Annotated in this window: 23 protein-coding genes and 3 pseudogenes; 2 read left to right on the top strand and 24 right to left on the bottom strand. The window is 55.9% G+C overall.

Annotated elements, in window-relative coordinates; translation table 11 throughout:
• Positions 1-137: 137 nt before the first annotated feature.
• Both AC0QDI_RS23700 and AC0QDI_RS23695 read right to left on the bottom strand, forming a co-directional pair.
• Positions 138-1004: a DNA-binding protein gene (locus tag AC0QDI_RS23700; RefSeq protein WP_474672411.1), complete on the bottom strand. Its 867-nt coding sequence runs from the start codon at positions 1002-1004 to the stop codon at positions 138-140.
• A 580-nt stretch (positions 1005-1584) separates the two neighbouring features.
• Positions 1585-1848 carry a HalOD1 output domain-containing protein gene (locus AC0QDI_RS23695; protein WP_463458697.1) on the bottom strand — a complete coding sequence of 88 codons (264 nt, stop codon included), beginning with the start codon at positions 1846-1848 and terminating at the stop codon, positions 1585-1587.
• Positions 1849-1969: 121 nt separating this feature from the next.
• Between AC0QDI_RS23695 and AC0QDI_RS23690 the strand changes: the two genes are divergently transcribed.
• The gene (locus tag AC0QDI_RS23690; RefSeq protein WP_474672409.1) at positions 1970-2230 is read left to right on the top strand and encodes a MarR family transcriptional regulator; all 261 of its coding nucleotides are present in this window, start codon (positions 1970-1972) and stop codon (positions 2228-2230) included.
• Positions 2231-2232: 2 nt separating this feature from the next.
• Here the strand turns inward: AC0QDI_RS23690 and AC0QDI_RS23685 are convergent, their stop codons facing one another.
• The 15 genes and pseudogenes from AC0QDI_RS23685 to AC0QDI_RS23615 form a co-directional block, all read right to left on the bottom strand.
• On the bottom strand, positions 2233-2802 hold the full coding sequence (locus tag AC0QDI_RS23685) for a hypothetical protein (protein ID WP_474672407.1): 570 nt from the start codon (positions 2800-2802) through the stop codon (positions 2233-2235).
• Positions 2799-3164 carry a hypothetical protein gene (locus tag AC0QDI_RS23680; protein WP_474672405.1) on the bottom strand — a complete coding sequence of 122 codons (366 nt, stop codon included), beginning with the start codon at positions 3162-3164 and terminating at the stop codon, positions 2799-2801. Before AC0QDI_RS23680 ends, AC0QDI_RS23685 begins: the two co-directional genes overlap by 4 nt.
• 96 nt (positions 3165-3260) lie before the next feature.
• Entirely contained in the window at positions 3261-3590 is a 330-nt protein-coding gene (locus AC0QDI_RS23675) for a DUF8158 family protein (RefSeq protein WP_474672403.1), read from the bottom strand.
• 230 nt (positions 3591-3820) lie between these two features.
• Positions 3821-4150, bottom strand: a complete 330-nt coding sequence (locus AC0QDI_RS23670) for a DUF7558 family protein (RefSeq protein ID WP_474672401.1) — start codon at positions 4148-4150, stop codon at positions 3821-3823.
• Entirely contained in the window at positions 4150-4440 is a 291-nt protein-coding gene (locus AC0QDI_RS23665; RefSeq protein WP_474672399.1) for a DUF8069 family protein, read from the bottom strand. Before AC0QDI_RS23665 ends, AC0QDI_RS23670 begins: the two co-directional genes overlap by 1 nt.
• Before the next feature lie 178 nt (positions 4441-4618).
• Positions 4619-4891 (bottom strand): annotated as a pseudogene (locus tag AC0QDI_RS23660) (PadR family transcriptional regulator).
• Between the two features lie 551 nt (positions 4892-5442).
• Positions 5443-5736, bottom strand: a complete 294-nt coding sequence (locus AC0QDI_RS23655) for a PadR family transcriptional regulator (RefSeq protein WP_474672397.1) — start codon at positions 5734-5736, stop codon at positions 5443-5445.
• A 480-nt stretch (positions 5737-6216) separates the two neighbouring features.
• Positions 6217-6417, bottom strand: a complete 201-nt coding sequence (locus tag AC0QDI_RS23650; RefSeq protein ID WP_474672395.1) for a hypothetical protein — start codon at positions 6415-6417, stop codon at positions 6217-6219.
• Between the two features lie 1043 nt (positions 6418-7460).
• Positions 7461-8021: a hypothetical protein gene (locus tag AC0QDI_RS23645; protein ID WP_474672393.1), complete on the bottom strand. Its 561-nt coding sequence runs from the start codon at positions 8019-8021 to the stop codon at positions 7461-7463.
• A gap of 558 nt (positions 8022-8579) precedes the next feature.
• Positions 8580-8760: pseudogene (locus AC0QDI_RS23640) on the bottom strand (hypothetical protein).
• A 747-nt stretch (positions 8761-9507) separates the two neighbouring features.
• The gene (locus AC0QDI_RS23635; protein WP_474672391.1) at positions 9508-9663 is read right to left on the bottom strand and encodes a DUF7563 family protein; all 156 of its coding nucleotides are present in this window, start codon (positions 9661-9663) and stop codon (positions 9508-9510) included.
• Between the two features lie 183 nt (positions 9664-9846).
• Positions 9847-10065 carry a HalOD1 output domain-containing protein gene (locus AC0QDI_RS23630; protein ID WP_474672389.1) on the bottom strand — a complete coding sequence of 73 codons (219 nt, stop codon included), beginning with the start codon at positions 10063-10065 and terminating at the stop codon, positions 9847-9849.
• Entirely contained in the window at positions 10058-10996 is a 939-nt protein-coding gene (locus AC0QDI_RS23625; RefSeq protein ID WP_474672387.1) for a DUF955 domain-containing protein, read from the bottom strand. Before AC0QDI_RS23625 ends, AC0QDI_RS23630 begins: the two co-directional genes overlap by 8 nt.
• A gap of 129 nt (positions 10997-11125) precedes the next feature.
• Positions 11126-11428 carry a transcription initiation factor IIB family protein gene (locus AC0QDI_RS23620; RefSeq protein ID WP_474672427.1) on the bottom strand — a complete coding sequence of 101 codons (303 nt, stop codon included), beginning with the start codon at positions 11426-11428 and terminating at the stop codon, positions 11126-11128.
• A gap of 9 nt (positions 11429-11437) precedes the next feature.
• Positions 11438-12049 (bottom strand): annotated as a pseudogene (locus tag AC0QDI_RS23615) (transcription initiation factor IIB); the annotation flags it as partial.
• Positions 12050-12474: 425 nt separating this feature from the next.
• Between AC0QDI_RS23615 and AC0QDI_RS23610 the strand changes: the two are divergent.
• On the top strand, positions 12475-12627 hold the full coding sequence (locus tag AC0QDI_RS23610; protein WP_474672385.1) for a hypothetical protein: 153 nt from the start codon (positions 12475-12477) through the stop codon (positions 12625-12627).
• A 171-nt stretch (positions 12628-12798) separates the two neighbouring features.
• On the opposite strand, the gene AC0QDI_RS23605 is transcribed toward AC0QDI_RS23610, so the two are convergent.
• The 7 genes from AC0QDI_RS23605 to AC0QDI_RS23575 form a co-directional block, all read right to left on the bottom strand.
• Positions 12799-13353 carry a DUF7342 family protein gene (locus AC0QDI_RS23605; RefSeq protein WP_474672384.1) on the bottom strand — a complete coding sequence of 185 codons (555 nt, stop codon included), beginning with the start codon at positions 13351-13353 and terminating at the stop codon, positions 12799-12801.
• A 159-nt stretch (positions 13354-13512) separates the two neighbouring features.
• On the bottom strand, positions 13513-13977 hold the full coding sequence (locus tag AC0QDI_RS23600) for a DUF8030 family protein (RefSeq protein ID WP_474672382.1): 465 nt from the start codon (positions 13975-13977) through the stop codon (positions 13513-13515).
• Between the two features lie 139 nt (positions 13978-14116).
• On the bottom strand, positions 14117-14575 hold the full coding sequence (locus AC0QDI_RS23595; RefSeq protein ID WP_474672380.1) for a M48 family metallopeptidase: 459 nt from the start codon (positions 14573-14575) through the stop codon (positions 14117-14119).
• Positions 14576-14612: 37 nt separating this feature from the next.
• Complete coding sequence (locus AC0QDI_RS23590; RefSeq protein WP_474672378.1) at positions 14613-15914, bottom strand: phage NrS-1 polymerase family protein; 1302 nt, start codon at positions 15912-15914, stop codon at positions 14613-14615.
• A 340-nt stretch (positions 15915-16254) separates the two neighbouring features.
• On the bottom strand, positions 16255-19311 hold the full coding sequence (locus AC0QDI_RS23585) for a type IV secretory system conjugative DNA transfer family protein (RefSeq protein WP_474672376.1): 3057 nt from the start codon (positions 19309-19311) through the stop codon (positions 16255-16257).
• Complete coding sequence (locus AC0QDI_RS23580) at positions 19301-20488, bottom strand: DUF8128 domain-containing protein (protein ID WP_474672374.1); 1188 nt, start codon at positions 20486-20488, stop codon at positions 19301-19303. Before AC0QDI_RS23580 ends, AC0QDI_RS23585 begins: the two co-directional genes overlap by 11 nt.
• Positions 20481-23795: a VirB4 family type IV secretion system protein gene (locus tag AC0QDI_RS23575; protein ID WP_474672372.1), complete on the bottom strand. Its 3315-nt coding sequence runs from the start codon at positions 23793-23795 to the stop codon at positions 20481-20483. The genes AC0QDI_RS23580 and AC0QDI_RS23575 overlap by 8 nt, the downstream gene beginning before the upstream one ends.
• Positions 23796-23800: the final 5 nt, after the last annotated feature.

The raw sequence follows: 23800 nt of genomic DNA, 5'->3' as shown, positions 1-23800 counted from the left end.
ATTCTATGATGTCGATTTAAGAGCGAGTACTCTAGGTCGTGGCTGCGCGCGCAGCGAAGCGAGCACGGAGCGGAGGGTGGGGCGGCGGGGTCAGGGTCGGTCCGGCACACACCAAAAAAGAAGGGCGACGTGCTCGCCTACTCTTCCCACCACCGACTGCGCTCCGGGAACTCGATCCGGGACCAGCCCGTGATGGCGAGACTGCACCGGCCTTGGTACCAGTTTTTCTTGACCGCTCTGAATCTGACTGTCTGCCCTTCTCGAACCACCGTCTTCCCGCTCTTCTCCCAGACCGTGAATTTCGTACGCCCACTTTCGTCCTCGATGAGCCCGACTTGTTGAATTGCACTACTGCTGGGAGACCAGAGTTCGATTATCTCGCCTTCAACCGTCACCTCACCGACCGGGACGTCCGGCACGTCCGCGATGGGCACGATCGCCCCCGGCGCCGCCTTCAGTTCCTCGAGGGTCTCCAGCACCGCCTTCGTGACGTCCCGACCGCGCTGCACCTTCTCGGCCAGCTGCTTCGCGACGACCGCTCTCGACCAGCCGCCCTGCACTTCGTCGCTGATCCGCATCGCCTGTTCGTTGACCGCCGCGAGTTCCTCTTGCGTTAACTTCTCTCGGGGATCCGTGCGCTCCGCCGGCGCCGGGTCGTCACGGCCACACTGCTCGCTGACGACCGCCCGCGTGCGCTGCTCGCGATCGTCCTGCGTTCCCAGCTCGGCCTGGGCACTGATGCGCTCCAGTTCGGCTTCCTGCGCCCGAATGCGCTCTTCCTGTTCGAGGGTGACTCCGTGAATCCGGTCCTCGCTCGTGTCCGCGATCCCGTCCGGGTGGTTCGCATCCACTTTCGCCTGCGTCTCCTGCTCGACCGCCGCCTCGAACTCCGGCGCCTCGTCGACGACCGGGAAGCCGTCTTCATCGACCGCCTGCTCGCCCGCTTTCTCGAATGCCTGTTCATCCACCGTAACGACCTTGCTACTCGAGCTGTTACTTGACATTGGTCTCACCAAAGACCGAAGGCGCTCACGCGCCGACGCCGCGATGCTCCTACATCGCGGTTTTCCGACGACAACGACCGACAGAACCATCTGCGCGCTCTCGCTCGCGCCTTCGCGAGCGCCCTACCGGGCGCGAGCGAGAGCGCGCCTGCATGAGGTGGCCCACCAGCACCGCGCGCCGACCCGCCCGGAGCGAGCGGCCAGCGGAGTAAGCGTGGGGGGTGAGCAGCCACGCCGCGCAACCCCCCGCGCTTACCCGCTGGCGTCGAGACCAGATTCACTTTAGCCCGGAACGGGCGCGGGCGGTGCGGAGAGCGCCCGCACGCCCGGAATGGTCGGTCGCGAGCGACGCGGAGGGCGGCAGCGGCGAGCGGGGCGGGCCGTCACGTACGCACCTGTTCAGCCGGCTACGTCGCTCGGTGAGTCTTCCACTGTCCTGGTGGACTCAGAAAGGGCGAGGCCGCCTCGGCCGTCCCGCGACCGCCGCTGCGCGCCTCGTACCTGCGGTGCTTGCGGGGTCGGGGGACGACGAGCGGCCGAGGGCTTTCGGGTGTCATCTCCGATGTTGACCGCGATCTAGCTACTGCTCCGTAGAATTCGAGTCTTCGTCGTCGATCAAGACGTCGACGCTCTCCGGTGTCACCGCAAGGCGGATTCCTTCCACGGTGAACTGTACTTCCACGTTTCCGTTCGACGAGTTCAAGATCTGCTCGAGTGCTTCGACGTCGACAGCGTCGTACAGCTGGTACTCGTCTCGATCCAACCCGCACGCTTCGAGCGTCTCGATAATCTCGACGACGAGGTTCGGCGATGCCCCAGGTCCCGTCCTTGATGAGCAATTCATCTTAACACTCGACGCTTAGGATGGTCGCCTTTTAAAGAATGGGGAGTCAACTGTAGTTGCTTGAAGCTACTACAATTGACTTAGCGCATTTGGGATAGCGTTGGCGCAACCACAGGCGATTATGCGCTTTGACGCCGACTGGATGTCACGCGCCGATGATCGCATTCTGGAGCATCTTGCTGAAGAGGGCCCCGATACCCCGAAGGAAATGGCTGACAGTGACCGCGTCCGGTTCTCTCGACAGCACATCAACGCCCGCTGTAAAACACTCGTCACCTACGGTCTCCTCGTTCATCTCGGAAACGGTGTCTATGATATCACTCGGAAAGGGAAACAGTATCTCGCCGGCGAACTCGACGCTCGTGACCTCGAAGCTGACTGAACCTACCCTTCCAGAAGCGCCACTAACTGGGCGACGTACGGGCTGTTGTCCCAGCTCCTGTGGGGGCTGATCACGCGAAGTAGCGTTCGCGCCTCCTCGTGGGTCATATGGCCGTTCCGGGCGTAGTCACAGATAAGCCGCGGTGTCGGGACGATACGCGGCCCCTGGAGCACCGCGTGGATGAGCGGGAAGTTCGTCCCACCAAACTCGTCGGTGAGAAAGCCGTCGACGTCGAGTGCGTTCGCGAGGACTATGCCATCAGTTTCGCCGTCATCGAGGCCGAACGTCGGTCGCGCGTCTGGGGTGTCGTCGCGCGCATACGGATCTTCGACCGTGTAGTGGCCACGGGCCGCGAGGACGTTACTCGCGGCTGCGGCGTGGATGTCCTGATACTGCGTGATGTCGCGGAGTTCTGCAACTACTTCCGGAGGAACGACCACGTCACAGGAGGTAAGCAGGTATTGGAACGGGTCGGGAACATTGGTACCGGTAGTTGCATCCGCACGAGGCACCGCGAGACTGACGAGCGCGCTCGTGTCGGCGACGACTGTTCGCAGTCGTGGACCGCTCATCGATCGTCGTCACCGGTCTCGACCGTCGTCACATCCCCATCGTAGACGTTGACGTCATCGGGGGGAGCGAGATCGAGTGGTTCGTCTTCGAGATCCGCTTTGAGGAGGCGGAGTCGCTGGGCAGTCTCGGCGCCCACCAGTTGCTTCACCGTTTCGAACTCGAGTTGGTCGTCGTAGTACTTCGTCGCAACTAATTCCTGGAACGTCTCGCTGTCGGCCGTGTCTTCGATGTACTCTCGGATGGCATCGACGAGGAGATCCGTCCGGTCTTTGTCGAAGAGCTCGGCGATGGCATCGAGCCGGTCGACGAGATACTCCGGCGACTGGAAGTGAACCCGTCGCGGATCGTCGCTTGCGCTCATTGTATGTGCAAGTTTTGCACACAGCTGGATAACGGTTTCGGCGTATGCACAGAGCTTGCACATTAACGCCCGTGGAACAGGAAGGGTTTACGCCGCTCAGCCGTCGTGCTGTGCGTTCTGTTCGTTGAGGAACTGGCCAGCGGTCGTCCCGATACGAACACCGTCGACATTGCGTACCTCGAGGTCCTGGGTGGCGGTCCGGAAGGGCGTGCCGTCGACAAGGACGCGGTGAATGACGGCCCGGACAGGGGCGGTACCGTACCTGTCGACGACAGTCGTCATGAGTTCGTCGAGATGCCCGTCGTGGTGATCCGTACGGGGATGCCGCGCGCGCTTGAATACGAGTTCGACCACATCGTCGACCGATGCGTGCTCGGGATTCCCGGTTCGTTCACGAACGTCGTAGAGACCCTTGGAATCAGACATCAGCACTCACCCTGGGGTGTCCGCCCCAGTGTCAGTCGTCGATGGCTCCAGTCGTCGCTGCTGGCGAATCCCAGCAAGGGAATCTTCGAGCGTAATCGAGGACCTGCAGCGGGGCAGTCCATATTATTCTGGATGTCGTCCCCGGTGTTCAACGTACTGGGACTGCGAGAGTCCGTTACATTTGAGAGTGTAAGACGCGACCACAGGTAGTGCTACGCTAAAACATTGCCTCAACAGTCGGTGACGAGATGTTCCTCGAGGTCACGCGTCCAGTACGTCGCGAGCCCGTCCGGACCACAGCGGGCGCACAGCTGCAACGAGCCTTCCAGATGCCCGAATTCCACGCGGAACCGCGTCAGCGCCGCGAGCGTGTCGACGACCAGCCCACAGCCGTCACAGGCGACGTAATCGCACCCGTCGGGATCCGGCTCCGTCTGGATCCCGCAGTCGACGCAGATCAGGTGGGTAATCTGCTCGTCCTGTCCCCAGGTGTGCGCCTCGCCAGTCTCGGTACCGGGCGGGGCATCGCAGAACGCACAGCCAGTGAGCGTCTGCTGCATCACTCACCCTCCGCGTCGGCGTCGCGGCCGGCCGTCCAGCCACGGTGGAAGACGGCCAGCTGCGTCGTCGAGTCGAACGCGGCGCCGCTGGGCTCGTGAACCAGAACTTGGGCCTCGGGAACGGGTGTGACGACGTCCGCGTCGACGAGGTCGCTGATCAGGTTCTGGGCAGTCGCGTCGTCGATGTCCGCCGTGTCGACGCCGGCGGCGTCGCGGTCCTGGGCGAGCAGTTCTTTCTCGAACTGTTCGTAGTCGGCACTCGTGTCGTCGTGAGGATCGGGACCAGGCATGGTGAGTCACGCCGCGCACGCTGGCGCGCGCTGCACGCCTCCCGGCGCCGACAAACAAGCCGTGACGTGTAGATTCAGTACCTCTTACTCACCCGACTCTGTCAAGCTACTGAGAACACTGGATAGTCGCGCGTAATTCGCTACTTGTGCCAGTGCGAAGCCGTCACCGGTACAGTAGCTACTCGATATACTGTGATTCCCACGCTCGTCGGTCCTTGATAGCTTCTTCGCCGTCTTCCGTGATTGTCTAATAGTTTGTTCGCCTATCGAGCTGCCCTTTTTCGACGAGGCCCTTGTTGACGACGGTATCGAGATTCGGGTACAGCCGGCCGTGATTGATCTCGTCACTGTAGTACTGCTCGATCTCTTCTTTCACGTCCTGACCAGACGGTTGGTTAGCACCAGCGATCACGAATAGCAGGTCTCGTTGAAACCCTGTGAGATCATCCATACCGTGGCAATTCAATCGTTCTGATGTTTGTTATCAGATCCGTATATGGCTGTATGTCAACGCTAGAGGCCATCTTTTTACAAGTTGGCCGGAGAGGCTCACAGAGTTTTCAGCCTGTATGTTTGTCTATATGCTATGTAGACCGGTCTCTCATGCGGGCACCTAACTTCCGAATGTCTCTCCAAGAACTCATAGCATTTCCAACAGGGGATACAATTAAGCAGTATCGTATTGAGCATTATATGTGCGAGTGAAGTGACACATGTATCTGGCCGATGACCCTCGTCCCCCGCTCCCTGAGTGGATCATTGAGGCATACGCTGTCCTTTCTGCTGAGATATCGAACTCGAACACTGAAGACAGCAACCAGCAGGTCCCGTCAATCGACCGAGATCAAGCGATCGATATCCTTTGCACAACTGACCAACTGACACTCGAGCCAGCGGATGCAGAGCATGCAATCACACGGCTTCTCGAGCGCGGGTATTTTTACGAAGTCGGCGCTGAACTCCGCGTGACTCTCCCATCTGCGGAGTGAAGATGTTGCTCCGTCACTTGGATTCGGGGAGGAAGCCGCTCACGTACTGGTCTTCCCACTTGCGACGGGCTTCGAGTTCACGGTGGCCGCGGGCCGTGATCGTATAGTAGTTCGTTCGGCGGTCGAGTTCTCCCTTCTCGACAAGGCCTTTGTCGACGATCTTGTCGAGGTTCGGATAGAGCCGCCCGTGGTGTATCTCTGTCTCGTAATACTTCCCGAGTTCGTCTTCGATTGCGAGGCCATGTGGCTTATCCTGGTCGGCGATTACGTACAACAGGTCACGCTGAAACGCAGTGAGATCGTACATATCCGAATGTGCGTATATCGAGTGATGAAGGTTCCGAGAACAAATGATAGTATCAGACAGTGGGTTAGCTCAACCTCGAAGACGAGTTACTCCGTCAAGAACAACGGAATCCTCTTTCCAGGAATATTAACCAACAATCGGGGACCCACCTTCGGTCTGTTGGTTAATATCTCTCGCCCTCCTGCAGAACTGCAGAAGAGGACACAAACTCTCGAGGGACAGGGATCTACCTCCGACGAGCGGCTACGCTACGTACGCTGACTTAGTCCCCCATCGTTGTGGTGTTCAGAACCGAGCCGAGCATACGCATCTGCAGTAGCGCGTAGTTCAGTGAGCGACCTGTTGAGCGTCAGTGGCTCGGGAAGTTGTTCGTCGATCTCTCTCAGGGTCTGTTCGGTCTCGAGGAGTGCCTCATGCAGATCGTCAACACCAAGAGCACGGTCGGTCTCAGAGATGTCCGTGGATCGGGTTCGTCTGGCGTCATCGGTCGAGCACCTCGACGTCGGGATTCGCACCGGCTGGACCAGCGACCGCTTTCGCCCGCTCGAGTTCGCGGAGCTCTCGCTGGGCTTGATGTTCGAGGGCGTCTGCCCGACGACAGCGGTCGATTTTCCCGTCGTCGACGATATCGTCGTCATCGATCGTGAAGTGCTTGCCACGGTGGTCGATCTGCTCGAGCATCAGGACCCAGCCTCCTGAGCCGCGTCTCGAGCGTCAGCCCGCAGGTGGTCGTATCGGATCTCACAGCTGTCCGAGCAGAACCGGCCGGCGTATCTTCCCCAATCACGGGTGAATGCCGAACAATTCGGCATCCGACACGCGTTGCTGTCGGTCATCTGGCGATACCTCGCTTCAGGAACTGAGTCGTCTCCGCGTCTGGCGACGCTGGTGCTACATCAGTTGTTCGCATGGATTGCTGCGGTGGGCGTCAGTCGAACCCCCGCACCCCTCTGGGGACGATAAACCATCTCGAGCGAACGACCAGTTCAACTCGCAGTTCATCAGTAGATAGTCGCACGGTTTCTTTATTCAGAAAAATCCATGAAACCGGATCGACCGATTCGGTAACTACAGATGCATATCGAATGCACCCCTAAAACCATGATAGATAGATACGTTTGAGAGAGATATGGGATACACGTTTCGGGATTGGCTTTCATGCCCTAGCTGTGAAAGACAGGAAAGCGCACGGATGATGGCTCATAAGACAGATTTCGTTCTTGAATGCTACGACTGTGGGCAAATATCAGAATACACAATTGGCAGAGACATGCCTCTTCAAAACCTCGATATTGATGCGGTCGCCGAAATAATGCACGAGGAATAAAAACAAAATGGGTTTGAGAAGGAGCTACAATATAACCGACCATTCGTGTTCGCAGCTTTGGCACTGGAAGCTCGCTTTTGCAACCCCTTCTATAACGTATTTTTCGACCAATTCACCCAGTCCACTGTCACATTCGGGGCAACAGGCGTTCATCGCGGCTACTGGTAGTGGTTTCCCACTAATAGGCTCAATTCCCACACATATAGGCGTCCAAAATAATGTACAACAATATTGCACCAGTTACGAACTACAAGTAGGTAGAGAAGCGATTAAGTAGTGAACATAACTCAGATGTCTAATTTGAGAGATCGCTACTCACATCGGTATGTCCTTGCCCTGTACTGAACGCGAGTTTCCTGACCACCTCTGAATAAAGAAATCGTCTTTCCAACTACTGTTATCGATTGAACGTCCCATTTGGGGCGGGGGTGATCCCAGTCCCGATCTCGAGATCAACACGTCTGAGATGCTTGCAACCACCAGTGGGCTGGCGTTGTTCCCAATCTGGGCAGGTACACGTCTCTGCCTCGACATCGACCATGTAGGTGTTCCCGCTCTCGCTAACAACCTCGTAGGATGAGCCTGCTCTGGCGAACCGGACGTCCATCTCCTCGCTCAATGCACGCCGGGTTCGCGGATCCTCGATCGAGTAGCCACCGGCCTCGAGCGGGGTCGGTGGATCTGGTGTTTCACAGTGGTCGATGAACTGGCTACGACGATTTCGCTCCTGGCCGCAGTTCCGGCAGCGCCAGTACCGCGTGCGGTACTCACAACCATCGGTGAGGTCGATCTCGTACGGTGTTGGTTCCGTGTCTGGCAGCCACTCGTCGATGGCGACGAGTTCGTGTCCGTTCAGTCGGGCAACGTCGCCAGAATAGTATCGTTCTCGGTCACTGGTGTCGTTGCAGTCATGGTGTCCCTTGTGTTGCTCGCGATGGATCGGTCGATCTGTACTCATGGTACTCTCGAGGCACACATCGTCGCGCCTCACCCATCAGGCGCGAAAAAACAGCTTCGAGAGCGGGTTGTCGGTGGAGGAGAGCAGCTTCTGACTAGAACGAGCGGTCTCCGTTCCGTTAAATTCGCTCTTGAGCGATCCGGTCCAGACGGGAAGCCCTTTGTCGAGGACTCGAGTGGGGGTACCCCAGGTGGTAACGATCGACGCGACGGAAGCGGCCGGCCTCGAATCGAGGACGTATCTCATCCAGAATTGGCAGCTGTCGTTCGCCGGCTCCTAGGACGATCGCTGGCGTATCGAACTTGCAGAAGAGTAGCTACCCGATCTTAGAGGGATATGAATGGGTCAGTAGGGCGATTCCAACACACTTGGAATCGGAGCGGGGTTGATATAGGACAGGACGAACATATTCACTGTCGCGTTCCCACCGCGCGACACGATCCAATCAGCACCCAACCCCACTGGACCTGGTCCCTATTCCGCTCGGCGGCCATCCCCCTGTGCCTATCCGGGCGGCATTTTGAGGTCTTCTCGAGGCGATCAAACACCGAGCGGTAGCTATCCAATCTCAAGTGCGTTGACGACCTCGGCTGGCTCAACATCATAGTCGACGAAGCGATCGGTGCTAGGGGTGCTCCGCGAGTTCGGGACCAGCTTGCTCGTAGTGGACGCTAAATTCGGTCAGTGCAATGGCGATCAAGAGATCATTGCGTCTATCGGTGAGAATATATCGCGGCATTGACCGCGGCTTCCCGTATAAACTCCTGCATCGCAGAAACGCCGGCCAGAGGCCAGCATTGATCCCATCCGATGTCAATGGATATCGACTTGGGTGGGTTCGAAATTGGATTTGACAATATGGCTATTGACTTCACGTCCGAACGTGATTTGATCTCGGAAGACGAGAGACCGTATGTCTCGTGTCGGACGAATCCTGTCTGGCAACGACTGAACCCATTCTCCCTCGTCATCATCATCTCGAGTCCGTTTTCGAATAACCTTCTCGGCTGGATAAGTTAGTGTAGTTTCGTGTGGCGGAGGAAGCAGTAATACCATTACGATTGAATGGGTGGTGCCTGATCGTAAATTGTGGAAAATAAGTCGATAAGGGTGCGTTCTCTGAGGGATGCTTCAGGAACAAATCGATAGAGGTCCGTCTTCTCGTCTCCCTCCAATGGTTCATATTGTGTATCAGGTGTATTCAATCGAGGTAATTAACCAACATACGCTGAGAAAAACATCTCGTGTTGGTTAACAATAGCTGGTAATTCTATGGATTCGTTTATAATTAGCGGCTGAAACCAGTGCAGACAAACGATAGGATTCCAGTGGAGACAATCACAGTGTGGGTTACCCCACAAAATGCAATTCTATGTAAGGTAACTCAGAACTCACCAAGAGACACCACTGTTTCCAGTATTTCTACTGTTAGCACCTCGAGACAAATTCACTTCTACCGAGTAGTTCAAATAGGTGTTAGCTTCGATCACCGACGTTGTGATTTTGCATCTCGAATCTCTGCTCCGTCTCGAAGCTTATCGGGACACTGTGGACAGACTCGAGGTTCATCAACGCCATCTGGCGTGAACACACGAGTATATTGTTCAGTGACATGCGACCCACAATTCTGACATTCAGGCATTTCCTTTCATTACCAGCTTTCGTGGTCTGTCGGTTGTATCGATTAATAGTGTTTGTTGCATAATGGTGTTTCTTAGATATAATATTATTTGAATATCTATTGGAGTCCTATCTTATAGGTATTTTTCTTTCCATGAGTTACTGGGGAATCGATCTGAACGCTAATTCGATAGAGAGTACTATTCTACGAGACCCTCAGCACAGCCACATCGGATGGTGAAACCAGTACACGGAACTCTCCAACCGAGAATTGAACCTCGAGATCGGTGTGTGGACTCGTCGAGTCCACGAGTTGTTCGAGTGCCTCAACATCGATCACCTGCTGTAGTTGGTACTCGTCACGAGGGAGTCCCTTCTCTTCGAGCGCGTTAACGATCTCGAGCAGAATCTCACTGTCACTCATTGTTTCTCACCTCGTTGACGGCGTCGATAATCTCCTGAGCGGCCAAACTGATCCGCTCGAGACGTTCGAAGATTGCTTCTGGCTCATCGCCTTGCCAGGCAGCCAGATAAAACGCTGAACCGCTTGTCTCCAGTCCGAAGTATCGCCCGACGATGTAACCGACTGCTTCAGCCTCGAGTTCGCGTTTCGAGCGTTCAGTCTCGTCGTTGACGTCATCGTGCAAGCGTGCGTGGGCGTATTCGTGGACGACCGTCACAGCGAGACCGGCGGTGTTCTCACGATCCCGGACCTCAATTAGTGGTTGTTCCACAGGAGTGCGATACTGACAGACACCTTTGGCGTCGCCGTGAGGCCACTCCAGTTGGGAAACGACTTCCACATCCACCTCGAGCGATGAAGCCGCCTCGAGAAGTGCTGGCAGGAGTTCGTCAGCGTCCCCCGTCGCTTCGGTCTCAAGTTCGGGCAGTGGTTTCCCCTCGGTTTGTGAAATATCGAAGACTGGCGCTGGTTGAAAGCCAATAAGTCCTTTCGACCAGTCTTCGGGTGATGTCTCGTCGTACTCACAGTCGCTTCGATCGTGGTACGATGGTGAGTTCTCACACTCGGGGCACTGCTTTGCGATAATCGGCGCCCAGATCCAGATCGCGCTCTCGCCTTCCGTCACGTGCCGATCGAACTCGGTTTGCCAAGTCCGATAGCCGGCAACGCGAGTTGCGTGCGGACACTGGCGTGTGATCAGCAGCGTGTTTCGGTAGGAGTAATCGTGAAAGCAGCTCTGGACATCGAGCCACTCCTGAAATTTCTCACTCGAGACTGCGTCATCAACTTCGTTGACGAGGTCGTCGACCCAGGTTTCCATCGTACTGTGCATCTCGTCACGTCTAGTGTCCGAATCATCGAAGGACACCTGCGAACAGTCGCTCGTAGTCATCGTTCTTGATGACGGACGCTCTCCTTTCTGGAACGCCCCTCACCCCTTTGGGGGAAGAAAAACACTCACTCGAGGGAGCGCTCGAGCGGCTCCACTACACCCGTCTCATCTGGTTTGCGACGATCAGGCTCAGGTATCGATCTCGAGTAATTCGTCTCGCCGACTACGGAGCGTATTCGGTGATGTTCCTGCGATATCGGCGATTCGCTGCTGGGAGAAACAGAATCCGGCTCGCTGGGCAGCGAGATAGAGACAGCCCGCTGCGACGCCACTCGGTCGGCAGCCGATCGTCATTCCGCGTTCGCGTGCCGTCTGTGCGAGCTCGAGCGCTCGTCGACGCACGTGGTCCGGAACCTCGAGTTCTGTCGCAAGTCTCGGAATGCGATCTACTGCTGCAATCGGCTGTGTCGGTAACTCGAGTTCGACGTTCATCGCGTTGTAGGCGTTTGTGAGTCTCTGCTGATCACAGCGCGCACAGGCTGTGACTTCTGCCCGTGATCGTCCGAGTCCGTTACACCGAGCTATTGCGTAGACACTGGCTGCAGCCACCGCCTCGAGCGATCGGCCGCGACAGAGCTGTTCGGACTGTGCAGTTCGGAACAGCGAACACGCCTGATCCCGGATACTCTGTGCGAGGTCGAGGCTTGCGACGATCCGCCGGATTTCACCAAGTCCATAGGCGAGGTTCCGTTCAGCTTTCGACTGCCACTGGGCACGGGACTGTTCGCGACGCAACCGGTTCAATTGTCGACGCTTCGTACTTGAGAGGGCGTTTCTATGTCCGTCTTGCTTATACCCGATCTCGGTGGAGAGGCCTCGATCGTGGCGTGTCGGTGTCAGCGGGGCTCCGGTCCGTCTCTTGGATCCCTGCTCGTCATGTTGACCCCAGTCTGGCCCTCGGTCTAGTTTGGTGTCCTCGAGGATACGTCCACAGTTCTCACAGACCGTCTCGTGGTCAATCGTTCGAACGCTGCCGCCACAGTCTGGACAGGTAGTTGTAGTCGTCTGAACGCCTTCGTCAAACGTCGTCGTGTAGATGTCTCTCGTTGCCATCGGTAACTCCGAAGAGGACAACTGATCAGCCCCTTCATCGCTTCTGGGGCGATAAACAGCGCTAGTCGATCAGATAGATCCCTCTCACAGCGAAGTTAGAGCGGCTTGCTTGAGCTCAGAACTTAGTAAAAAAGCTCTGAGATATTGATCGGAAGCAAACCCGTTAACGTTGAGTCGGCGAATTGTGACTCATGGCGCCAAGAAACTCGCTGCTGGAAGTACGGTAAGAGGGGCCGTATCAGAAGCAGAAGGTGCATACAGATATTAGGCAACCATTCGATTGGGAGTAACCGAGTTCACTCTGGAATCGTTTCCTCGAGTTTTGGAGGAAGTCGCTGAAGACAGGTTTCCAGAAAGCTTAGCGGCGCTTCTGCCTCGAGATGCCCTGGTTCGTGGGTTAATCCCTCATTGGTCTCGATCTGGAAATGGGTTATCCCAAGTTCTTCATGGTCATCGTCTTTGTGCCATCCCAAGCTGACTACGTCATCAGCCCACTGAACACGCTGAACATCAATGTCGGCACGTGGCCGCCATGTGACCTCGAAGGTGGCCTGCTGCCGTGGGAATTCTTCGCCTAAGAATATCTCAGTCTCGACGTCAGCAACGACAGATCGAGGGCGAAGTCGAGATGGTCGATACCGAACATCAGAAAACCCCGGTTCTTTTTCGAGTCGTTCTTTGAGGCGACGAAGTCCTTCGCGCCGAGTGAATCCTCGGCCTCCAGCAAGAAAGAGTACCATCGTCTCCTCTTAGCCCTCTTGGGGAAGCGTGTCTGAACCACGAATTGCGAGACGCGGATCTGCATCGAGTCGCGTTAGTGAACTCTGAAGGCTGATCGCAAGCTGAAGAGCTTCACGCACCTGAATGTTGTATTCCCATTCTTCGATCACTTCGAGGCGTTCGCGTCGATCGTCAGCTGATAGATCCTCACGTCCAATGCTCTGTCGAAGTTTTTCGAGAGATTCAACATTATACGTTGACTTCCACGAGTCGATTTCCTCACCAATCGCACGCAGTTCATTAGTGAGTTCGTCTACTGACTGCTCTTCAGCAAGGGACCGAACTTCACGGAGGAATTGCGTGATTTCGTCGGGCTTGTAGCATGTGCCGTCGGCTGTTTCAATGGCCTCGAGCTCTCCTTGATCAGCCATTCGATCAAGGTATTTAACAGCCGTATCTCTCGAGACATCCGCCTCTTCGGCGATCCAGCCAGCATTCCGTGGTGTCGTTCGCGTTAAGGCGACATGCCTGATACGGTCTGCACTATCCATCTCTTCCGGCCATACCTGTGATCGGTCGCTCATTGCTCGCTTTATGATCTCTGTGAACTAATAGTTTAGTATCGGTCAGAATTATTTTGTATCCTAATGCCGGAAGCACAGTCAAGTCGAAGATACTAGGTGATGCGTACTGGAGTCAGTGACCTACGTCCAACAACAGGCTGGAGTACCGACGGCTGGTGACTACCTCTTGCTGGTCCGTCGACCTGTTCGTAGTTCCCGCGTTGGCTTCACCCTGAACGTATCGAGTTTCTCAATAGGAACAGCATAACTCTGATTCGTCGTCAGTGACGCAGGTCGTGCGAGCCGGTTGATCAGTTCATCACGGACGTCCTGCCGAGATATCGTCTGTTCGTGCCAGCCGAGCCGTTCGTCGTAATGGCGCTTCTTGAATCTCTCGCCAACCGTATTGGCAGCGATGTACTGTGTCAGTTTAATTCCCCAGACGTTCGACGACCGATACTCAGCACCGACGTCTGCATGCGTGAGTTCGACGAGAACACACTCGACGAATGAAATGAGTGACTCTCGACTCCGATCGTTCGGAACGCGCAACTCGAGGCCGGACCAGGGTGGTTCAATGGGCTGTCGGTGGGCTGGTGCTCGATCGATACCACGGTCTCGTGGGTGCTTTCGCTCAGAAGTCATTCGCTATCTCGAGGCAGTTCGATCGCCCCGCACTCATCCGGGGCGAGAAAACACTCCGATGAGACGGTTTAGGATGTGTGCAACCCTGACTGTACCGAACGCTACGAATCTCTCTGAGAGCCGTCCCTGCACTAGTCAGTCAGCGTTCCGGCTCCAGTCGCTCAATATGTGTAATTCGGTCGTCTATCGGGGGATGTGTAGACAATATGCGTGTCCAGCAATGGCGGATTCGGTGTATAGCTCTCTCGTATAGCCTTCCTGGGGATTGTTCATCAGCCATCTCTGTCATCCGAATGTCTCTGAGTGCGCGTAACCCATTGGCAACTTGGTGTGGATCCTCGAGAAGCTTGGCTGCGTATCTGTCTGCCCGATACTCTAACTGTCGACGAGCTCGCGCAAAGACAACTCGTCCAATGAGCACTGCGCTACCGACAATCAGAAACAGCATCCAGTGGTGCCGCACAAAATACCGAAACGAGAGGAGAGATAGAGCTATCAGCACTACCGTCCCAATCAGGGAGACAACTGCATGGTTTTCGTCGACGTGCCCCAGCTCATGAGCTGCAATCATGGCGATGTATTCGTCGTCAAGTCTCACTTTGCGAGATGGGAGCCAAACAGAGAGAGCATCAGAGCTATTCCTTTCTTCTGCCGATGAACCGTTTTGCACGGATCCAGATCGAATCGTGATCGGGAGACGAATCAATGTCTGTCTTGCGTTCTGAACGCTGATCGTGCTGCACAAGTCGTTCCCCACAAGTTGCCAGTCGATCGCGAAGCGTTCGATTGGTCGCTTCGAGTTCATCGATACGCTTGTTCTTTTGCTCGAGCGTCGCCTCGAGTTCAGACACACGCTCACTCAATAACTGGTTTTTCTCGGCTAGATACGCTGCTCGCGTCCCTTCAGTCCCACCAATGGTCTGCTCAGTTGCCGATGACTGTCCATCTTGAGCGGATCCCTGTATAGTCGTCTGCCCTTGCTTCCCGGTCTGCTTCACACGCGACGCCTCGCTGCTCGATGGATCATAGACATCGTCTGTGTTCGCGATTGCTCGGTCGATGGTCTTCTCGCCGTATGTCGATCCATCCGCGTAATGGACCTCATCCCATTTGTCTCGAAGCAGTCCCGACTGCCGGAAAAGCTGGTCGACTCGAGCAGCGTCACCACCGGTCCAGAACGCCAGCAAACAACACAGCGCCATATCTGCTTCCGACTGACTCTCGTAGCCGGCAGTCGAGCCACGCCATAACCGCTTAAACTTCTCACTGTTCGATGCGCTCCGCGCTCGCTCAAGCAATTCTTCATCCTCAAGCGTCACACTCTGGCTGGTTTCATGCGTAGAATCCTGCTGGGTTCCCATTTCGATCTCGCCGTGAGACGGCTCTGTCTCGGCGATATACTCGGTGTACACGCTCTCGAGTGCAGTATGTCGCTCTGTTACCTGCAGTGGTGTTGTCTCAACATGGTCACCAGTCACAGTGAAGAACCGTGCTGTCTCATACATCTCGACGGATCCACGTCGACTCCGGTCTCCAGGGAGAGACCCCTGGACGATAACGTGATAGCCTGTTCCCGACGGTGACACCTCTGTAAACGACTCGAGTTCGAGGATGATTTCTCGAGCATCTGTCCCCGGTGATCCCGTCTCTGGATCACGACAGTCATCGAGGTCAATTCCGACAAATGGATCATCGTCTGTGAAGACGAATCCGACCCCAGCCGCATCGCCACACTCGAAATACTCGAGTGCCTCATTGAATGGGTGCCATGTTTCTGGGTCAGTTGCTGAGGCATACTCGCCAGTCCCAGGAACAATTGGAACCTTCGTGTCTTTCCCATCACGATCCTTGACACGCCAGCAGATCCACTGGTCGTACTCCTGTAGAGTCTCAGGAATGCCGCTCGTGTCGATTGAATGTGTCTGCTTGTCTTTCATATATTTCAACACCGCCGTAGCGCCGTGCTACTGTGCTGCCAGCACATTATCAGCGGCACGATAGAATCACAATAGCTCTCCCACCCTGCTTTGCCACTGTTTGCGGCGGCAACCCTCTCTATACTAGTTGGTTTTTGACCCTCATTTACCCTGGACAGTAACGCCGTCCTGTGGTTTTTACCTTGGACACCGAGATGAGCACGTATCCTGAACAGAGATTTACCCTGGACAGCTTGATCCAAACTGAAAGGAGAGCGTGTCAAAGGCGGTTTTTTGGAGGTATTCTGATTCGGAAATACCCTGGACACGAGCTGATCCTGAAACACATACCTACCAGTCATCATTCTGATTGGTTCACCTCCTCAAGAAGACGGGCACCAGCATCGGATAGTTCAATTCCAGTATGAACAGTGATACGTTCTCCATCTTTCCGCCGCCGGTCGCTACCGATCTCGAGATGGCCACTCAGTTTTCGTCCAAACCAGACATCGTTGGTGTAGTCGAGGTCATGTCTCTCCGCCCACGCCACATAGGCCTGATAGAGATCTTTCTTCGGGACCGTGCCCTCGGTATCGGCAACAAGGAACTGATCGACGAAGACAGCAACACCATCTCCATCAGGGTCCAACTCAGGAGTGTCATCAGCCGTCTGCTGATCTTGGTCAGTTGCTTGCGTGGTGTCCGTATCCTCTTGTAGAGACTCTTGACCAGCATCCAATAGTCTCTCAATATTGTCTGACAAGGGTGCTGCTTCACCTTCCACATAGAGTTGTGGCGGTGCGTCTTCTGGCAGGATCACCACGCCATAGCTGTCTCGGCCGTATTCTGGATCTGGTAGATCAGTCTCAGGAACAAAGGGTCGCTTGATTGGCGTCCAACCTGCCTCGAACACATCTGACGTGTCATAGACGTGGGTTTCACCCTCCTCATAGACCGTGTACTGGTCAGTCTCACGGTCGTAGCTATAGTATGCTGGAACAGTATCCTTCGAGAGTGCAACCGACGATGCCGTTCGAATGAATTCTGTGTCGCCGTCCGAAAGGACACGCTCACCGCCATCACGTTTCCATACCGTTCGTGCTGACTCACCAATAGCTGGTCGAACAGCCGTCACCCCACCATGGGCTGTCGCTCCACCGCCAAACGTGACGTGTTCGTCCATATTGTAGAGTTTCTTGGTGCCGTCTGCCATTTCCCTGACTGGCGACGCAAGGATACTCTCAAGCCGGACTGCCACGTGGGTAAAGTTCTCTTCTCCCGGCCGCACGGCAAACAAGGGAATCCGGTCGTCGTCTTGAGCACGTTTGAGGTTCTGCAGGACCTTCGCTGGCCGATCCGGTGTCGTTGTTTCAGCTTCGAGAGCAAACTCGCTATCGTACTCAGAATGTATGGCCGTCCCATCAGGCTGTTCACTCCCATCCTGTTCATAGATATCAACAGTGAAGCCGAGCTTCGTCAGCGCTGCCTCGAGATCGAAGAGAAGGGCATCGTGTTTGGAGCCACCTGCAGAGCGTACATCTCCAGTCTCAGGTGTAGCAACGTCTTCGCCCTCGTCAGTCAGCCGAACGACGACCGTCTCATTGTTGACACTGAGATCGACATCAATCAACGGCGACTCCTGACGCACATCAAGGAGCTCCTCGGTTACAGTATCTGGAGTGAGGGTCTCAGTGGTCTCACTCTCGAGACGATCAATCACCTCTGCGTCGACGTCGGTCACGGGAACCCAGCCGTTCTGGTCGCGAACATCCTCACGTAACTGGACGGCACGAACTGCCTCGGCCATCAGCCGGTCAACAGTGAGTGCATCAGGACTTGCCGCTTCATTGTACTCGCGATAGATGAGATTGCGGAGGATCTCGCTATCTGTCAGCGGATCAGTCCCATACCGGTCGAGGCTCTGTTCGATGATGTCATCGACATCGTCTGTCCCACGGAGGGGTGGATACGGCGGAAACGTCCGAATCAAGACGGGTTCGGAGTATCGCCCTCCAGAGAGGGGAAGCCGCGTCCACACTTTGAACTGGTCGGTCGTGATGAGATCTTCTGCTGTATAGTCGCGGAACCGTTTCATCAATAACTTGGCGTCATTACTGTCGTTGACCGAGAACGTGAGGAGGTTGTCGCAGTTGTTCTGCATCGCTTTCAACGTATCTTCGTCAAACTGCGAGGGATACTGCGAAGCAAGGGTCACGGAGAGTCGCATCGACCGGGCTCGAGCCAACATTGACTCGATGTCGAGATTATCGCTGGCGATATCATCGAACTCGTCACAGAGGACGAAGTAGGGATCCGGCGTCGTATCTATCTCGTACGACCGCCGCTGGATAGCGCTCCAGAGATTGCGCATCACGCCAAGCGTGACCATCTTCTTGATGTCCGTGTTCTCGACGGGCGTTCGGACGATGACAATCCGGTCGTTGTCGATGATGTCTCGGAAATCGATCGTACTCTCACGATGGGCGATGATCCGACGAATCACCGAATTCTCGACCCACGACTTGATCCGTTTCAGGAGCGGGCGGATCGTCTCCTCTTCCATATTCGCAATCTCGAGGCAGAACTCCCTGATATAGGGGTCCTCCACGTCGAGAGCGAAGTCTTCGCGCCGCTCGGCGTTGAGCAACGTGAAATACATATCGATGATCGAGAACGACTTCTCCGATTTCATCATCGCTCGCGCCATCGATTCGGTGATCGCCTCCATGTTGATGCCCCAGTAGTCGGAGGTATCGAAGACCGCTTTCAGATTTTCGACCCGGTTTTCGATCTCGTTTTCGAGTTCCTCCGTCGTCTCACACTCGGGCACCTCGAGGAAGTTCATCCCGATCGTCTTCTCGTGGGTGGTGGAGCCAGGTTCAATCCAAACCACATCCTTGAGACGATGTTTGGGGAGCATCCGGAGTAGCTCTCGAGAGTCACGACCCTTCGGGTCGAAATACGTGAAGCCGTAGCCGGAGTAGGCCCACTGGACCATCATATTCAGGAGTTCGGTCGTCTTTCCGTAGCCGGTCGTTCCAGCGATCCAGGTGTGGCGAAAGAGCGACTCGAAACGGAGTGGTGCCTCACGGAAGCCAGTCTGAGGATCCTCTGAGTAGCCGATCCAGAGTGGGGCTGGTGCATTGTACATTCCAGCTTCGAACATTTCTCGAACGAACGGGCCTGCAACTGTTCCCTCGTCAACGGTTTCCGTGATGACCGGCTTTCCGCCAATCCGTGTCGTGTTCTGTTCTATGATATCGTATTGTTCACCCTCATCGAGATTGGGTTGCTGATGAGTGGACGATTCTGTGATCGTGTTCTCTTCCGTCTGTTCATCGCCTCCAGCAACTTGCTCATCATGTCGGTCATCGCTGGAAGCCTCGTCACCGGATCGGAAGAAGCGATCAAGCACCATCGAATCCCTCCTGCTCTTGAGTGGACTCTTCAAAGCTGACTGCTGGCTCATTCGGAACGCCGGGGGTCTGCCCATCTACCGGTGATTCATCAGCTGCGTATCGGCTCCCATCTGCTGGTAACCGATCACCACGCTGTGTATACCGCCAGTCAATCTTTGGTGTCTCAATCTCCGCATTAGGGATGTGTGCGACGCCGGCGAGTTCGTCGACGGTCATAATCATGTGCCGATTGATCCACTTGCGGTTACGCATTCGCTTGACAAACTGCCGAAGCCGCGTTGCGCGCTTGCTCTCTCGGCGATGCCAGACTGGGTTGTCGTCGAGGCCCTGTTCAGTGATCGCGTTGTAGTACTTCCTGAACATCCCCGCAACGCCACGGGCACGGGCCTCGGCTTCGTCCTGTTCGCTTGAGGCAGCGAGGACGCGAATGTTCACGTGGAACGCCTGTTGGCCACGTTGCTGTTCGATGGTTTTCGCGGCCTGTTTGTCCTTCTCGCTTGGCGGTCGCGTACGTGGATTGAGCCAGCCGACGGACGTCCCCTGGCGAAGCGCGTGAGCGAGTTCGTCGACGCTATTGTGCTTGAACCGATCGCCGTCGGTCCACGACTGTTTTGTAGGTCGGAAGACGACCTGCGTAACGACGGTACTCTCATCGAGTGACAGCATCTCACTCGTAATCTCGCCGTAGGGATCCGTCTCGAACCCCTCGCTATTGTGATGGCGAATCGGGTAGTAGGGGATCTTCTCCATCTCGAGCCACGCACCAGCGACGTACTCGTCAGCATCGATAATGGGGAACGCATAGCCCTCTTCAACCGGGAAAACCTCGCTGTTGGCGTAGTTGTTCCCGACACGACGACGGAACTTATCGGCAGCTGCCTCAGTGGCAGCGTGCATGTAGAACTTGATCTTCCCTTCGTCGAACCAGACCTCAAACGAGTGGTGGTCGCTCGTATTTTTTCCGCGGAAGTTCGTCGTCACATCGTGGACTGACTGGAGAACCCCAGCCCCGTCCGCTATACCGTTGTTCTCTTTGTAGGGGCGGATCCGCAGCAGGGTACCTGGCGTATCCGCTTGCTGTTGGACGAACGAATCGTGTTCGCCGAAGTCGAGTTGTGTTGCCTCGTACTGTGGCGACGAATCCAAGATCCTCTTGATTCGCTTGAGCCTAGTCATGGTCTTGGGTGTCACACGTAGTTTCAGTCGTCTCCTCTGCAGGAGCTGACTCTCCTGATTCTCCACCATCAGGCCGGACAGCCGACTTCTCATTGTCTGTCCCGAGGGAATGCTCGACGACCGCATCGAGCACCTCCTCTTTCGTCAGATCCACCTCGAGAAGCCGGCTGACCGTATCTGCGCTGAGATCGAGACGCGTTGCAAGCGCGTTACGCTGGGCTTCATTCTCGACGAACTCTTCGAAGGCGAGCAACTCCGCTGGCTCGTCACGAATTGCCTGCTCGATGAAGGCCTGGTCCTCTGGGTCGTAGTTGATGACGCGCTTCTCGAAGTCGCCGGCGACAATATGCAGCGGATACGTTCCGTGTTCTTCGACGCGAACAAGCGATTGACTGTATCCGAGATCCTCCTTGCCTGCATCAGCCCGTCGAACGTACCGACGTTGTTCCTCCGTGAGGCCGATTTTGTCGGCTGTCTCGTCGTCTAGGTCGGGCAGTTTGTGAAAGACCTTGATTGGACACATCCCGATGATCTTCTCGGCCTGCTCGGTCTCATAGAATTCCTGGGCAGTCTGAGAGAGGAGGACCATTCGAAGGCCAGCGTGGCGCTGGTGACGGAACGCCGTCTCGAGAAAGTCGAGGTTGGCCTGATCTTCGAAGAGGTAGTGCGCTTCGTCGATCGCGAGTTCGACGTTCCGTTGGGTGTTCTTCGCCTGCTGGTAGATCGTCGAGAGCAGGAGCTGCATCAGGAACGTCTGGCGGTCGATTCCTGATGCGCTGCCCTCGATCTGACCGAGATCGATGTAGACGACCTTGTTATCGCCCTCGAGGATATTGATCTCCGAGCGGTGTGAGAGATTATCGTAGGCACCGCCCTCTCGGAAGGGCTGAAACGCGATCGCGAGTTCGTCTGCGTATTGTGCGGCACGCTCGCGAGCGGATTCGGATGCCGCAATATTGTGCTCATCTGGATTTTCGGCTATATCACAGAGAATCCGATGGACGTCTTGCATCGTCGGTGAGTTCTTCGGGGTATGCGTCGAGACATCATCCTCGACGATCCCTGCTTGTCGGTAGGCCTCGTCAATGACGTACGAGAGGACACCCGTCTCGGCTCCGAGTTCGATATCACGAGCGTCGAGGAAGTTCTCGAGAATGGCGTAGACCTCGTCTTTCTTCGCCGAAAGGGGAGAGATACCATCGTTGGACTCGAGGGCGTGCTGTGGCGTCTCTCGGATCTCGAGCGGGTTCAGCTTCGTGTCGCCGCCAACGGTGATCGTCTTCGCGTTCAAAGCGTCCGCGATGCCACGGAAGCCGCCGACTGGATCGACGAGAACGAGCATCGTGTCGTTGCGCCGCTTCATCATCCGCAGGTGGCGCATGATATCTCCGAACGTTTTCCCAGCACCCGGCATCCCGACGACGAGTTCGCTATGTCCCGTCTCGAGTTCCCACGGGTTGATTCGGATGGGGGAGCCGTTGTGACCGTGATAGCCGTATTCGATGCCGTCGTCCATCATCTGGTAGTTCGACGAGAACGGGAACATCGCGCCGATCGCCTGATTCGTCAGTGTGGACATCCGATCGCGACCGAGTTCGTTCGTCCCGAGCGGTGACACTGTTGCGAGGCCACGTTCCTGCCACCGGCTCGCAACCTTGAGCGTACAGTTCGCCGGGGCATCCTTGACGATCGACCGCAAGCGAGTCGTCTGATTGTCGAGCGCTTGCTCGCTGTCAGCAGCGAGGCGAATGAACACGCCACCGCGGTAGAACGACGCTTTGTTCGCACGAACGAGCGACCGCATGTATTTCGCCTGATCGATATCGTCCTGAAGATCCTCGGATTGGAGGCTATTCGAGTCGTGCTGATTAATCTTCAAATCCGAGATCCAGTCCGCCATCATGTCTTGGGCCGACTGGCTGTCAAACGGGTCGAGGTTGATGCTGATATCCGTCTGAAGGTCGGTCTCGAGCAACAGGCGCTCGAGGAGGCCATCCGAGGGTTCTTCAGGGAACTGTTCGATCCAGAACGTACGGACGTACGTCTCGTCGTTGATCACGGCGTAGGTCGTCTCCCAATCGACCGTCGTCGGGGCGATAGCCGACTGGTGCATCGTCGACGTATCTGGCAATCGATCGTCGGCGGAAATCGAGAGATCCTCGTCAATATTGTCTTCAATACGATCATCCGAGACCGATTCCGGCGTAGTGGTCTGTTCGTCCATTGCATTGAGGACGTCATCGGGATCGGGCGTTGCTGGAACACCATCACTCATCCCGTGAGAGACGACTGGGAACGTACCGAGTGCATCCGTGATATCAGCGTATTCCTCGGGCTGACACGACCAGTACTCCTTCGTGATCCGAGCGAGATCGTATGCGTCGACCGGACTAACTGAACACCGGTAGAGCGACGAGCCGCCACGTCGGAGCTGTGTGAGTCGTGACTCGAGTTGCTCTTCTTTGAGTCGCTCACGCTCGGGATCGGTCAGCTCATCGGTCTGGAACCGGTCGAAGAATCGACCTAACATAGGCATCTCTGCGAGATAGGCGAGAACGCTGTCACCCGTCTTGTCGAACTGTTCGACATCGTCATCGTTCACTGCAGTGATGAGGTAGTACTCGCGAATCGTTGTCGTCTCTGAGTCGATATCTCCGCTTTCGGTCGTGTTCGCGGTGACGTATTCCTCGAGAAGCCGCTTCAAGACCGGCCGTGACCGAACATCAGCGTCACGGAGTCGATCCTGGTGTGCACGGACGACATCATCATCGTCGACCTCTCGACTAGTGATATAGATCTTCACCGGGAAGTCCACAGTCGAGTTAACGAACTCAGAAAGTGACTGGACAGCCTTCGCCCATGCATCGTCATCCTCGAGGGCCATGTTCGCTGGCTCGACCTTCATCGCTCCGACGAGTGCACCATCCGTTCGTTCGACAGCGTGAGGGTACACCCGTTGTAAGCGAGTCAGATACCGAACCTCGCTGTTGTCCCCACCACCGTGGGTATACTCCTTGTTCTTGAGCGCCCAGCTGAAACGGGCAGCGAGCCACTCGGTGAGCCAGAGGTATCTGGGCTTCACCTTGTGGAGCAAGAACAGGAGGATCGTGAGCATGATTCCGAATCCCAATACCGGAATCGTCAGTGCAGCAGGGACGAACGTCGCTGCAACGACAGTGATGAACGCCACCGCGAGAAATAGCATGAGTTCGCCGATCGTGTACCCTCGGAAGAACGCCGTAGTACCCCCCAATGACTGATGGATCTTTCTCGTACTATACTCGCTATCAGCTGTATTCGTACTCATACGAG

It is taken from the genome of Natrinema sp. LJW11, assembly GCF_056135975.1.
The sequence above is the reverse complement of the archived record's forward strand: the minus strand, read 5'-3'. Positions and strand labels throughout refer to the sequence as shown.